This window comes from Mycobacterium palustre (assembly GCF_002101785.1).
Taxonomy (GTDB): Bacteria; Actinomycetota; Actinomycetes; order Mycobacteriales; family Mycobacteriaceae; genus Mycobacterium; species Mycobacterium palustre.
In genome coordinates, this window is the sequence record NZ_LQPJ01000122.1 from 1 (window position 1) to 12,226 (window position 12,226).

Consider the following 12,226-nt stretch of genomic DNA (forward strand, 5'->3'; position numbering starts at 1 on the left):
GCGGCGGAGGCGGGGGCAGCGGTGCGTCGGCTGGCGGCGGTGCGTCGGCTGGCGGCGGTGCGTCGGCTGGCGGCGGGGCGTCGGCCGGCGGTGCCGGAAGGCCGTTGAGGCCGGGGGCGTCCAGCGGCGCGTTCAACCCGGCGGGTGCGGGCGCTGGAACCTCGCGCGGGGTGGGACCCGACAGCGGGCCACCACACACCGGCCAGGCGCCGCGACCCTGTGTCGCCAGCACACGCTCGGCGACCGCGATCTGCTGTTCTCTCGTGGCCAGTTCGGCCGACGGGGCGTACTGGCCGCCACCATGCGCGGCCCACGTGCTGGCGCTGAATTGCACACCACCGTGGTAGCCGTTGCCGGTGTTGATTGCCCAGTTGCCGCCCGACTCGCAGCGGGCTACCTGGTCCCATTCGCCATCCGTGGCCGCGGCGGCCTGACCGGCAAGGGCGATGCTGCCGCCACCAAGAATCGCGCCGGTAACGGCGATCTTGGCGACGCTGATGCTGGAATTAGAGGGCTTGCGATGCCGTCCACTCATACGCGCCGAAATATTCCTCTCTCGTAACGCGCCTGCGAGGTCAGCTGTCGGGTTCGGGTTGGAGAGGCCACCCGGCCGCGTCGTCCACGTGGGAGCGACGTCGGCTTCACCCCAAGGAGCCGCGAGCGGCCCCGGTCCGATCACGGTGGACCGGTGGGTCCCCCGTCTCCATCCGTTTGTCGGTGTCCCCTGCCTATTGGATGGAGCTCGGCGCGCGATAGGAAGGGAGGAACGCCATCGGTCTTGGCGAGCCCTCGGAGACGCTAGCGGTTTCTGTTGGTCGCGTCACGTCTTAAGAAACCCGGCGTTTCCCTCACCGCCATCTGCGAAAAGCCCAGGAACACTGGCGATTTGCGCAGGTCACCGCGCCGATATCGGAGCGTGTCCGCGCCGTTATCGTTCCGTTACGTGATGCATTTCACAGTTTCAGCCGCCGGCGAAGGGCGGCAGGACGTCGATGGTGTCACCGGCGCGTAACAATGCGGTGTCGTCCCGGACGGCGATGCCGTCGCACAGGTACGAGCACCGGTCCAACACGGTGGCGAGGCGGGTGCCGCGGCCGGCGAGGCGCTCGACGAGCTGGGCCACCGTCGTGCCCGGACGCACCACCAGCGTCTCGGCCTCGGTCCCCGCGGCCGCGCAGGCGGCCGCGAAGTAGCGAACCGTCACCGGAATTCCCTCCGCCTCCGCTGGGACTTGATCCATCGGGCTAGCCACCGATCGCGCTCATCGGGCGGTCGGGCTGGATGAAGTAAGGGTCGTTGATGCCGTGGCCGGCCGGCTTGCCCCACATCGCGGTGCGCCATGCCGCCTCGATCGCATCGTCGGACCCGCCGCCGCGCAGCAGGCCTCGAAGGTCGGTCTCCTCGGCCGAGAACAGGCAGCTGCGGATCTGGCCGTCGGCGGTGAGCCGGGTGCGATCGCAGGTCGAGCAGAAGGCGTGTGACACCGACGCGATGACGCCGAACTTTCCGCTGGGCGTGTTCGTGCCCGTATCGACCAGCCACAGCTCGGCCGGCGCCGAACCGCGCGGCGCCGGGTCGGGCCGCAGCCGGAAGTGCGGGCGCAGCGCCGCGAGCACGTCGTCGGCGGTCAGCGCCACCCCCCGGCGCCATTGATGCCCCGCGTCGAGCGGCATCTGCTCGATGACCCGCAATTGATAGCCGTGCTCGAGGCAGAACCGCAACAGGCCCACGACGTCCTCGCGCCCGGTCGTCGGGTCGAGCACCGCGTTCACCTTGACCGGCGTCAGGCCCGCCGCCTTGGCGGCCGCGAGGCCGGTCAGCACGTCGTCGAGCCGGTCCCGACGGGTGATGGCGGCGAAGTGGGCGGGGTCGATGCTGTCCATCGACACGTTGACCCGGTCCAGCCCCGCCGCGGCGAGCGCGGCTGCCCGACGCGCCAGTCCGACGCCGTTGGTCGTCAGCGAAATCTCGGGGCGGGGCCGCAAACCGGCCGCCGCGGCCACCACCTCTTCGAGGTGCCGGGCCAACAGCGGCTCACCGCCCGTGAACCGCACGCCGGTGATGCCCAGCCGGGTGACGGCGATACGCAACAGCCGGGCCAATTCGTCGGGGCGCAGCAGTTGCTCGGTCGGCAGCCAGTCCAGGCCGTCGGCCGGCATGCAATAGCTGCATCGCAGGTTGCACCGATCCGTCAGCGAGACGCGCAGATCGGTGGCGACCCGGCCGTAGGTGTCGAGCAACGGGCCGCTCGCGGGGACGTCGCGGGCGGCCGCGCCGCCGGTGCGGCTCGGCACCGTCGGCACGCCCAATGCGGTCAGGGTCATGCAGCCACCGCAGCTAAGCGGGTTGGCGCGTCTACGGGAACGATCTCCTTGCCCAGCGGCATCAGCGACACCGGGATCAGTTTGAGGTTGGCCAGCGCCAGCGGAATGCCGACCAGGGTGAGCGCCATCGCCACCGCGCTCACCAAGTGACCGATCGCCAGCCATATCCCGAACAGCAGCACCCAGATGACGTTGCCGACCAGGGCGCCGGTCCCGGCGGTCGGCTTGTCGACGACCGTGCGGCCGAACGGCCACAGCGCGTAGGAGGCGATGCGCAGCGACGCGAATCCGAAGGGGATGGTGACGATGAGCAGGAAGCTGACGAGCGCGGCCAGCAGGTATCCGGCGGCCATCCACAGGCCGCCGAACACGAGCCAAACGATGTTCAGGACCAGGCGCATGTCTCCTCCAGCGGTGATGCCAGCCTACCTAGCTACGGGTAACGGGGGTGCTCGTCAGGCGCGCATCCGAGTAGGATCAGAATTCACATCGCGTCCTGCGCAGGCGGGACGCGTCTTGTGTTGTCCATCCTAGTTATCCCGTCAGACAAGCAGGTGAGACCAGTGCCGACCGGCAAGGTGAAGTGGTATGACTCCGAAAAGGGGTTTGGCTTCTTGTCGCAGGAAGACGGCGAAGACGTCTACGTCCGCTCGTCGGCGCTGCCGGCCGGGGTGGAGGCGCTCAAGGCGGGACAACGGGTGGAATTCGGCGTCGCCTCCGGCCGGCGCGGCCCGCAGGCGTTAAGCCTCAAGCTGATCGACCCGCCACCGAGCCTGGCCAAGGCGCGTCGCGAGGCGCCCGTCGAGCACAAGCACAGCCCAGACGAGCTGCACGGCATGGTCGAAGACATGATCACGCTGTTGGAAAGCGCCGTGCAGCCGGAGTTGCGCAAGGGCCGCTATCCGGACCGCAAGACCGCCCGCCGGGTCTCCGAGGTGGTCCGGGCCGTGGCCCGCGAGCTCGACTCCTAACTCGGGGCGGTCGCCTGCCTCGATTTTGCGCGGCGACTACTGGTCACTTTCGTGACGATTCGCCGTAGTATTCGGCTATACAGCGGGTAATCAAGCCTCGATGTTAGTCCTTAGCAAGGAGGCGGCGATGGCACACCAAGCGCAGGTTACCGAGGCACAAGCGCGGGCCCTCGCCGAGGAATCTCGTGAAAGCGGCTGGGACAAGCCATCTTTCGCCAAAGAGCTGTTCCTGGGACGTTTCCCGTTGGAGCTCATCCACCCGTTCCCCAAGCCGTCCGACGAGCAGGAGATGCGCACCCGCGCATTTTTGGACAGGCTGCGGTCGTTCCTGGACACCGTCGACGGCAGCGTCATCGAACGGGACGCGCAAATCCCCGACGAATACGTCAAGGGCCTGGCCGAACTGGGCTGTTTCGGCATGAAGATCCCCACCGAGTACGGCGGGCTGGGCATGTCGCAGGTGGCCTACAACCGGGCGCTGGTGATGGTCGCGTCGGTTCATCCCAGCCTGGGCGCGCTGCTGTCGGCCCACCAGTCGATCGGCGTGCCCGAGCCGCTCAAGCTTGCCGGCACACCCGAACAGAAGCGGAAGTTCTTGCCGCGCTGCGCCGCTGGCGCCATCTCGGCATTCCTGCTCACCGAACCCGACGTGGGCTCGGACCCGGCGCGCCTGGCCTCGACGGCCACGCCGGTCGACGACGGCGCCGCGTACGAGCTAGAGGGCGTGAAGCTGTGGACCACCAACGGTGTGGTCGCCGAACTGCTGGTCGTGATGGCCCGGGTTCCCAAGGGTGAGGGGCACCGAGGTGGCATCAGCGCGTTCGTCGTCGAGGCCGATTCCCCCGGGATCACCGTGGAGCGGCGCAACAAGTTTATGGGGTTGCGCGGCATCGAGAACGGCGTGACCAGGCTGCACCGGGTCCGGGTGCCCGCCGAAAACCTGATCGGCCGGGAAGGCGACGGCCTGAAGATCGCGCTGACCACCCTGAACGCCGGGCGGCTGTCGGTGCCGGCGAGTGCGACCGGGTCTGCCAAGTGGGCGCTCAAGATCGCCCGCGAATGGTCGGGGGAGCGCGTGCAGTGGGGCAAGCCGCTCGCCAAACACGAAGCGGTGGCAAGCAAAATCTCGTTCATCGCCGCCACCACCTACGCCCTGGACGCGGTGCTCGAGCTGTCCGCACAGATGGCCGACGAAGGCCGCAACGACATCCGGATCGAGGCGGCGCTGGCCAAGTTGTGGTCCAGCGAGATGGCCTGCCTGATCGCCGACGAGCTCCTGCAGATCCGCGGTGGCCGTGGCTATGAGACCGCGGAATCGCTTGCCGCGCGGGGCGAACGCGCGGTGCCGGTGGAGCAGACGCTGCGCGACCTGCGCATCAACCGAATCTTCGAAGGATCCAGCGAGATCATGCGGCTGCTCATCGCGCGGGAGGCCGTCGACGCGCACCTGGCCGCGGCCGGCGACCTGGCCAAGCCCGACACCGGCCTCCGCCAGAAGGCGGCCGCGGCCGTCGCGGCTAGCGGGTTCTACGCAAAGTGGTTGCCGCAGTTGGTGTTCGGCGAAGGGCAGCGGCCCAGGGCCTACAGCGAGTTCGGCCCGCTGGCGTCGCACCTGCGATTCGTCGAGCGCTCCACCCGCAAGCTGGCCCGCAACACCTTCTACGGGATGGCCCGCTGGCAGGCCAAACTCGAGCAACGGCAGGGCTTCTTGGGGCGCATCGTCGACATCGGCGCCGAGCTGTTCGCGATGTCGGCGGTGTGTGTGCGCGCGAAGGGTCAGCGCGGCGCCGACCCGGCCCTCGGGCGGCAGGCATACGAGCTGGCCGAAGCGTTCTGCGAGCAGGCCACCCTGCGGGTCGACGCCCTGTTTGAGGCGTTATGGGCCAACACCGACAGCACCGACGTCCGCCTGACCCACGACGTGCTGGAAGGCCACTACACCTGGCTCGAGGAAGGCGTCCTCGACCAGTCCGAGGGCACCGGGCCGTGGATCGCGCACTGGGAACCGGGGGAGTCGACCGAGGCCAACCTGGCGCGGCGTTTCCTGACCTGATCACGGTTGGCACAATCGTCGCCATGGCCACCTATGTTGCCGGGGCGGGCGAATTCACCCGCGACACCAATTACATCGCCACCCGCATCACCGCCGACGGGCGCGACGGCTATCCCGTCGAACCCGGCCGGTATCGGCTCATCGTCGCCCGCGCGTGCCCGTGGGCCAACCGCGCGATCATCGTCCGCCGCCTGCTGGGGCTGGAAGACGTTTTGTCCATTGGGTTTTGCGGGCCCACCCACGACGAGCGCAGTTGGACTTTCGACCTGGACCCCGGCGGCGTCGACCCGGTGCTCAAGATCCCGCGGCTACAGGACGCCTACTTCAAGCGCTTTCCCGACTACCCCAAGGGCATCACGGTGCCGGCGGTCGTCGACGTGCCGACCGGCGCGGTTGTCACCAACGATTTCGCGCAGATGACGCTGGACTTCTCGACGGAGTGGACCGCCTTCCACCGCGACGGCGCACCCCAGCTGTACCCCGAGCCGCTGCGCGACGAGATCGACGAGGTGAACAAGAGGGTCTATACCGAAATCAACAACGGCGTCTACCGTTGTGGCTTCGCCGGCACCCAGGACGCGTACGAGGCCGCCTACGACCGGCTGTTCACCGCGCTGGATTGGGTGAGCGAGCGCCTGGCCAACCAGCGATACCTGGTGGGCGACACCATCACCGAGGCGGACGTGCGGCTCTTCACCACCTTGGCCCGGTTCGACCCCGTCTACCACGGTCACTTCAAGTGCAATCGCACCAAGCTCAGCGAAATGGCGGTGCTGTGGGCCTACGCGCGTGACCTATTCCAGACCCCGGGCTTCGGTGACACCATCGATTTCGTCCAGATCAAGCAGCACTACTACATCGTGCACGCCGACATCAACCCCACCCGCATCGTGCCCAAGGGCCCGGACCTGGCGGGCTGGTTGTCCCCGCATGGGCGGGAAGCGTTGGGCGGCAGGCCTTTCGGCGACGGAACCCCTCCCGGTCCGCCGATCGAGGGTGAGCGGGTGCCCGCCGGTCACGGCGCGTAGGAACCTCGGCGCCAAGGATCAAGAAGCCAGCCGCACAGACCATTCCGCGTGCGGGACGGCGCGGACGGTCGTGGTGTCGTTCGGTTGTCCCTCGTCGACCACCAATGTCAGCAACTGCACGACGACTCCGGTCAGCCGGCCGCGCTGCGGGTCGACCGACGGGATTGTGACCGCGAGCCGGGTGCCGGGCCGAAACATGGTGGCCGTGGTGTTGATGGGGTCCTCGTACACCTGCAGCAGCCGCCACGGCGCCCGGGAAATTGCTTCGGGAACCGAAAGTTGCACCGGGTAGTGCTCGTTGAACGGCAGCTCGCCCTGGGCGTGCGGCGCTTGGCAATCGTTGAGGTTGAGCACGTTGCAGTACAGGTAGGGCCCCACCCGGGTCAGGTGGCCATGCGAGTACGCGCTGATCTCCGGTGGCCGCGGGCCCGACGGGCGCACCAGCAGCCAGGCCCCGACGCCCGCCGCAACGCACAGCACCGCCAACAACGCCGCCACCATTGCGGCCACACCGCGTTTCACTCCGGCACCGCCGCCGGCCTGCCGGCGCCCTTGCGCCCTTCTTGTTCGACCATGACGGGCCTATTGCCGCCGAGGCCGGGAATCAGCGAATTGCCGCGGAAGCTGACCAGGGTCTGCGCCAGACCCAAAATGAGCAGGGCCGTCACGGCGGTGAACCCGACCCACAGTTCGGTGTAGACCATCACCCCCAGCGCCCCACCGAGCACCCACGCCAGCTGCAGGGTCGACTCGGAGCGCCCGAATCCCGAGGCCCGCGATTCCTCGGGCAGGTCCTGCTGCAGGGAGGCGTCCAGCGAGGCCTTCGCGATCGCGCTGGCCCCCGAGGTCACCAGCGTGGCGATCGCGGCCACCAGCAGGTTGCCGGCCACCGAGGCGGCCAGGGCGACCGCGCACACGGCCAGCGTGCAGCGCACCACCAGGACGGCCGGCCTGCCCAGCTTCAGGCGGGCGCTGGTGAAGTTGCCGGCGAAATTGCCGATCCCGGCCGCGGCGCCGATCATGCCGAGCATGCCCAGCTGGACCCAGCCGTTGGCCTGGTGCGCCTTGGCGACGAACGCGGGGTACAGGAAAAGGAAGCCCACCATCACCTTGATGGTGCAATTGCCCCACAGCGAGGTAATGATGTTGCGCCCCAAGGGTTGTCGAAGAGTCCCCCCGACCCTCTTGACTTCTTCGGGCCAGCTGCGGCGCGGCGGATCACTGTCGCGGCGGTAGCTCAGGGTGGCGGGAACCTCGCCCGCGGTCACCTCGACCCAGCGCGGGATGCGCATCGACAGCAACGCGCCGGCCACCGTGATCGCGACGACGACGAACAACGCGCCCGGCAGCTTGAACAGGTGGGTGCAGGCGAACTCGACCCCGGCGGCGATGGCGCCGCCGGCGATGGTGCCACCAAGCAGGCCGAAGACGGTCAGCCGCGAATTGACCCGCACCAGGTCGATGGTCGGCGGCATTACCCGCGGCGTCACCGCGCTGCGCAGCACGCTAAATGACTTGGAGAACACCATCATTGCCAACGCGCACGGATAGAGCACCCACGACGGGAAGCTGCCGGTGGCGCCGTCGTAGTTCATGATCAACACCACCGCCAGCGCGGTGCGCAGCGCGAAGGACATCGCCAGCGCGACGCGCCGGCCATGCTGCAACCGGTCCAGGGCCGGACCGATGAGCGGCGCGATCACCGCGAACGGCGCGATCGTAATCAATAGGTACAGAGCGACTTTGGATTTGCTTTCGCCGCTGGCGGCCGCGAAGAACAACGTGTTGGCCAGGGCCACGGCCATCGCGGAGTCGACGGCGAAGTTGGCCACCACCGGCCACGTCAGCGCGGTCAGGCCGGACTTGTCGGCGCCGTCGGCGGTGGCGGCCCGCTGAACCATCCAGTACATGCGCGAACCCATCTCGCGGCTGCGCATCGCTGCGGCGCGGGTGACGGTGATGCGTTCGCCCGAGGCGGTCGCCCGGGGCGCCGCACCGGTGTTGCGGTCCGGCTCGGGTTCCTGGCCCAGCGGCGGCAGATACCGGTTGGCGCTCGGCATCGGCGGCACGCGGCGCGACCGGCGATCGCCGGCGCCGTCGGCGGGGTAGTTGGCCATACCCGGATGCTGGGTGGCCGACGCCTTGACTCCAGGGCGGGTCCGGCGGCCCGGGTTGGAGGCCACACGGCCCGGATCCTCACGCCGCCGTCCAGACACGCAGCAATTCTCCCCTATGCCGCGTTCGTGCGTCGGCAGGTCACGGGGCGTGGCTCGCCAACCTAGGATGGAGGCGCACCACAGGAAGGGGACAGCGTGACCGGACCCACTGGAGAGTCAGTGGAACTCGCCGCGACGAGCGTGGCCGAGTGGTCCGACGAGTTGGCGGCGCTGCTGACCGGTGCGACCGAGCAGGCCCGCGCCGCCGTCGAGGAGTTCGCCGGCTCGGAGGCGGTGGGGGACTACCTGGGCGTCAGCTACGAGGATCCCAACGCCGCGACCCACCGGTTCCTCGCGCATCTGCCCGGTTACCAGGGCTGGCAATGGGCGGCCGTCGTCGCCGCGTATCCCGGCGCGAGCCATGTCACGATCAGCGAAGTGGTGCTGATCCCCGGCCCGACCGCGTTGCTGGCACCCGAGTGGGTGCCCTGGGACCAACGGGTGCGGCCCGGGGATTTGAGCCCCGGAGATCTGCTGGCACCGGCGGTCGACGACCCCCGCTTGGTGCCCGGTTACACCGCCAGCGGTGACCCGCAGGTCGACGAGGTCGCCGCCGAAATCGGACTGGGCCGGCGCTGGGTGATGAGCCCCTTGGGCCGCCTGGAGGCCGCCGAGCGATGGCACAACGGGGACTACGGTCCCGACTCGGCGATGGCCCGATCCACCAAACGCATGTGCCGCGATTGCGGCTTCTTCCTCCCGCTTGCCGGATCGCTGGGTGCGATGTTCGGCGTGTGCGGCAACGAGCTGTCGGCCGACGGGCACGTGGTGGACAAGCAGTACGGCTGCGGCGCCCATTCGGACACGCCGGCTCCGGCCGGGAGCGGCTCGCCGGCATACGAGCCGTACGACGACGGCGTCCTCGACGTGACGCAGGCGCCGTCGCAGCCCGCGCCCGGGGAGGCCGAGCCGTTGGAACCGCCGGCCGAGGTCGCCGAGCCGCCGGAACCGCCGGCCGACGCCACCGAGCCGCCGGAGGCCGCCGACGCCACCGAGCCGCCGGAACCGTCGGCCGACGCCGCCGACCCTGCGCCCGAGGGCACCGAGCCTGCGCCCGAGGCCACGGGGCCGCAGGACTAGCCTTTCTCGGCCACCGCTTTGATCCTCGCCAGCGAGGTGTTCATGCCCTCGACCAGCTCGCGTTCGAAGCTTTCGGTCCCCCCGAACAGCGCGTTGATCGACAGGTTCGAGAACGCGGACACGCCGTTCTCGGCATGGCGGCTCTCGATCAGCCGGGTGCCCTGCCCGCAAGGTTCGAGCTCGTAGCTCCAGATCGTCCGGTTGGTGTTGACGCGAAACGCCAGCTTTTTCTCCGGGATCACCTCGACGACGGTCGATGTCGTCGGCCAGAACATTCGGTTGCGGCGATTGAGGTTCAGCGTGCGGGTGCCCGGACGCAGCGGTCCGAACGGCTTCATCCAGCGACACTGCGGGCTCCACTGCGGCATCCGCCGAAAGTCGGATATCAGCTCCCAGACCTTGGACGCCGGCGCGTCGATCTCGACTTGTGCTTGCAGGAGCGGGGATACCATCGCGCCTCCGGGTTCGTTTCGAATTCAGCGGTCGAGGTAGGTTTCGAGGCCGGACTGTGCGCCACGTGCTCCGCGGCGCGCCGCCGCGAGCTGCGAGACGAAGATGGCGGTGCCGATCAACCCAACGCCGAGTCCGCCCAGCGTGATCGGGCGCCAAGCGTGCAACGCGGGAAGGGCGAACGCCAGGGCTGCCCCGAGAAGCCAGCCGCAGAACCCGACCACCACGACCGGCCACACCTTGAGCAGGGAGGCCGGCAACGGCGGGGCCTCGCGGCTCTGCGGCTGCTGGTCAGACATCGGGACTAACATAGCGCCGCGACGATGTAGCCGGTCGGGGGGTCAAAGCGCCAGAATCCGCCGTTCGCGGTCTGGTTTCCCGAGTTTTGTGTGTTCCGTGTAACCTCGCGCCATGCCTGACAGCGATGCCCGGCTGGCCAGCGACTTGTCGCTGGCCGTGATGCGGCTGGCCCGTCAACTGCGGTTTCGCAACCCGTCGTCGCCGGTGTCGCTATCCCAATTGTCGGCGCTGGCCACGCTGGTCAACGAGGGCGCGATGACGCCCGGTGCGCTGGCGATCCGCGAACGCGTCCGGCCGCCGTCGATGACGCGGGTGATCGCGTCGCTGGCCGACATGGGGCTCGTCGACCGCAAGCCGCACCCCGTCGACGGGCGACAGGTTTTGGTGTCGGTGTCCGAGTCCGGTGCCGAACTGGTCAAGGAGACCCGCCGCGCGCGCCAGGAGTGGCTGGCCAAGCGGCTGGCGACGCTGGACGCCGACAAACGCGACACCCTGCGCAGCGCCGCCGATCTGATGCTGGCGCTGGTCGACGAAAGCCCGTGAGCGACGCCCTGAATGTTCAGGACGTCGACGATCCCGACGACCCGCGGCTCGACGATTTCCGCGACCTGAACAGCGTCGATCGTCGTCCCGACCTGCCGGGCGGCAAGGGGTTGGTGATCGCCGAGGGCGTGCTGGTGGTGCAGCGCATGCTCGCCTCGCGGTTCGTCCCCCATGCACTGCTGGGGACCGAGCGCAGGCTGGCCGAGCTAAGAGACGACCTGGCTGCCAGCGAGGCACCGTTTTATCGGGTCTCCGCCGACGTGATGGCGCGGGTGGTCGGCTTTCACCTCAACCGCGGCGTGTTGGCCGCTGCCAGGAGGGTGCCCGAACCCGGCATCGCCGAAGTTGTCGACGGCGCGCGCACCGTCGCGGTGCTCGAAGGCGTCAATGACCACGAGAACCTGGGCTCGATCTTTCGCAACGCCGCGGGGCTGGGAGTCGACGCCGTCGTGTTCGGCAGCGGCTGCGCGGATCCGCTGTACCGGCGCGCGGTGCGGGTATCGATGGGCCACGCGCTGCTGGTACCGTACGCGCGCGCATCAAGCTGGCCCGCCGATCTGATCACCCTGAAGGACAAGGGTTTTCATTTGCTGGCGATGACGCCGCACCGTGACGCCCGCGCTTTGGCCGAGGCGATGGCCGCGGCGCGTGACGAACGCGTCGCGGTGCTGGTGGGCGCCGAGGGGCCCGGCCTGACGGCGGCATCCCTGCGGCTCAGCGACGCGCGGGTGCGCATCCCGATGTCGCGTGGCACCGATTCGCTCAACGTCGCGACGGCGGCGGCGTTGGCCTTCTATGAGCGCGGGCGCTCGGTGACGATGCGGGCCGCGGGGCGGCCCGATGCGCGGGTGCCCCCGGCCGCGGAGCGGCGAGGGGGAGAGGCGGGCAATGCGGTTAGGCTCGGTCCGTGACTAACGAGTCCGTGCCCTGGGCAACGGGTTTAACCGTGTCGGGCTTCGTTGCGTCGGTGACCGGTGTCGCGATCGTGGTGCTCAGCCTCGGGTTGATCCGGGTGCACCCGTTGTTGGCGGTCGGCCTCAACATCGTGGCCGCGGGCGGGCTGGCTCCGACGCTGTGGGGCTGGCGGCGCACCCCGGTGCTGCGCTGGTTTGTGCTGGGGGTGGCCGTCGGAGTGGCGGGCGCGTGGCTGACGCTGCTGGCGATGACGGCGTCGGGCCTCTAGCTGTACTCGGCCAGGACGTTGGTAGCAGGCGTGTCGGCTTGATGTGAGGAGAACCCCCGGGTGGGGTGTGGCGTGTCG

General features: G+C 69.2%; 14 protein-coding genes, 1 pseudogene and 1 riboswitch. Of the genes and pseudogenes, 7 read left to right on the plus strand and 8 right to left on the minus strand.

Annotation, left to right across the window (positions count from 1 at the left end; all coding sequences use genetic code 11):
* From AWC19_RS20160 to AWC19_RS20175, 4 genes are all read right to left on the minus strand, one after another.
* A partial coding sequence (locus AWC19_RS20160) for a transglycosylase family protein (RefSeq protein WP_085079771.1) occupies positions 1–535 on the minus strand: 535 nt, incomplete at its 3' end.
* A 13-nt stretch (positions 536–548) separates the two neighbouring features.
* Positions 549–730, minus strand: a riboswitch (cyclic di-AMP (ydaO/yuaA leader).
* Positions 731–961: 231 nt separating this feature from the next.
* Positions 962–1,240, minus strand: coding sequence for a MoaD/ThiS family protein (locus tag AWC19_RS20165; RefSeq protein ID WP_085079772.1), 279 nt, complete (start codon positions 1,238–1,240; stop codon positions 962–964).
* Between the two features lie 4 nt (positions 1,241–1,244).
* A complete protein-coding gene (gene moaA, locus AWC19_RS20170; protein WP_085079773.1) occupies positions 1,245–2,324 on the minus strand; it encodes a GTP 3',8-cyclase MoaA in 1,080 nt (359 codons plus the stop codon).
* Positions 2,321–2,725: a YccF domain-containing protein gene (locus tag AWC19_RS20175; RefSeq protein WP_085079774.1), complete on the minus strand. Its 405-nt coding sequence runs from the start codon at positions 2,723–2,725 to the stop codon at positions 2,321–2,323. Before AWC19_RS20175 ends, moaA begins: the two co-directional genes overlap by 4 nt.
* Positions 2,726–2,887: 162 nt before the next feature.
* On the opposite strand from AWC19_RS20175, the gene AWC19_RS20180 reads away from it, so the two are divergent.
* From AWC19_RS20180 to AWC19_RS20190, 3 genes are all read left to right on the plus strand, one after another.
* Entirely contained in the window at positions 2,888–3,295 is a 408-nt protein-coding gene (locus AWC19_RS20180) for a cold-shock protein (protein WP_085079775.1), read from the plus strand.
* 127 nt (positions 3,296–3,422) lie between these two features.
* On the plus strand, positions 3,423–5,348 hold the full coding sequence (locus tag AWC19_RS20185) for an acyl-CoA dehydrogenase family protein (protein WP_085079776.1): 1,926 nt from the start codon (positions 3,423–3,425) through the stop codon (positions 5,346–5,348).
* A gap of 23 nt (positions 5,349–5,371) precedes the next feature.
* On the plus strand, positions 5,372–6,376 hold the full coding sequence (locus AWC19_RS20190; RefSeq protein ID WP_085079777.1) for a glutathione S-transferase family protein: 1,005 nt from the start codon (positions 5,372–5,374) through the stop codon (positions 6,374–6,376).
* Between the two features lie 18 nt (positions 6,377–6,394).
* On the opposite strand, the gene AWC19_RS20195 is transcribed toward AWC19_RS20190, so the two are convergent.
* Together AWC19_RS20195 and AWC19_RS20200 are read right to left on the minus strand one after the other, a co-directional pair.
* Complete coding sequence (locus tag AWC19_RS20195) at positions 6,395–6,898, minus strand: DUF2771 domain-containing protein (protein WP_142281320.1); 504 nt, start codon at positions 6,896–6,898, stop codon at positions 6,395–6,397.
* Positions 6,895–8,559 (minus strand): MFS transporter, encoded by a 1,665-nt coding sequence (locus tag AWC19_RS20200; RefSeq protein ID WP_142281321.1) that lies wholly within the window; start codon positions 8,557–8,559, stop codon positions 6,895–6,897. The genes AWC19_RS20195 and AWC19_RS20200 overlap by 4 nt, the downstream gene beginning before the upstream one ends.
* 129 nt (positions 8,560–8,688) lie before the next feature.
* Here AWC19_RS20200 and AWC19_RS20205 point away from each other — a divergent pair.
* A pseudogene (locus AWC19_RS20205) lies at positions 8,689–9,483 on the plus strand (DUF3027 domain-containing protein); the annotation flags it as partial.
* Between the two features lie 185 nt (positions 9,484–9,668).
* Here AWC19_RS20205 and AWC19_RS20210 read toward each other — a convergent pair.
* Positions 9,669–10,124 (minus strand): SRPBCC family protein, encoded by a 456-nt coding sequence (locus AWC19_RS20210; RefSeq protein ID WP_085079781.1) that lies wholly within the window; start codon positions 10,122–10,124, stop codon positions 9,669–9,671.
* Positions 10,125–10,148: 24 nt separating this feature from the next.
* On the minus strand, positions 10,149–10,421 hold the full coding sequence (locus AWC19_RS20215) for a DUF2530 domain-containing protein (RefSeq protein WP_085079782.1): 273 nt from the start codon (positions 10,419–10,421) through the stop codon (positions 10,149–10,151).
* Positions 10,422–10,533: 112 nt separating this feature from the next.
* On the opposite strand from AWC19_RS20215, the gene AWC19_RS20220 reads away from it, so the two are divergent.
* The 3 genes from AWC19_RS20220 to AWC19_RS20230 are packed head-to-tail and all read left to right on the plus strand — an operon-like array spanning position 10,534 to position 12,148.
* Positions 10,534–10,965, plus strand: a complete 432-nt coding sequence (locus AWC19_RS20220; RefSeq protein WP_085079783.1) for an Rv0880 family HTH-type transcriptional regulator — start codon at positions 10,534–10,536, stop codon at positions 10,963–10,965.
* On the plus strand, positions 10,962–11,876 hold the full coding sequence (locus tag AWC19_RS20225) for a TrmH family RNA methyltransferase (RefSeq protein WP_085079784.1): 915 nt from the start codon (positions 10,962–10,964) through the stop codon (positions 11,874–11,876). The genes AWC19_RS20220 and AWC19_RS20225 overlap by 4 nt, the downstream gene beginning before the upstream one ends.
* A complete protein-coding gene (locus AWC19_RS20230) occupies positions 11,873–12,148 on the plus strand; it encodes a DUF2537 domain-containing protein (RefSeq protein WP_085079786.1) in 276 nt (91 codons plus the stop codon). Before AWC19_RS20225 ends, AWC19_RS20230 begins: the two co-directional genes overlap by 4 nt.
* Positions 12,149–12,226 lie beyond the last annotated feature (78 nt).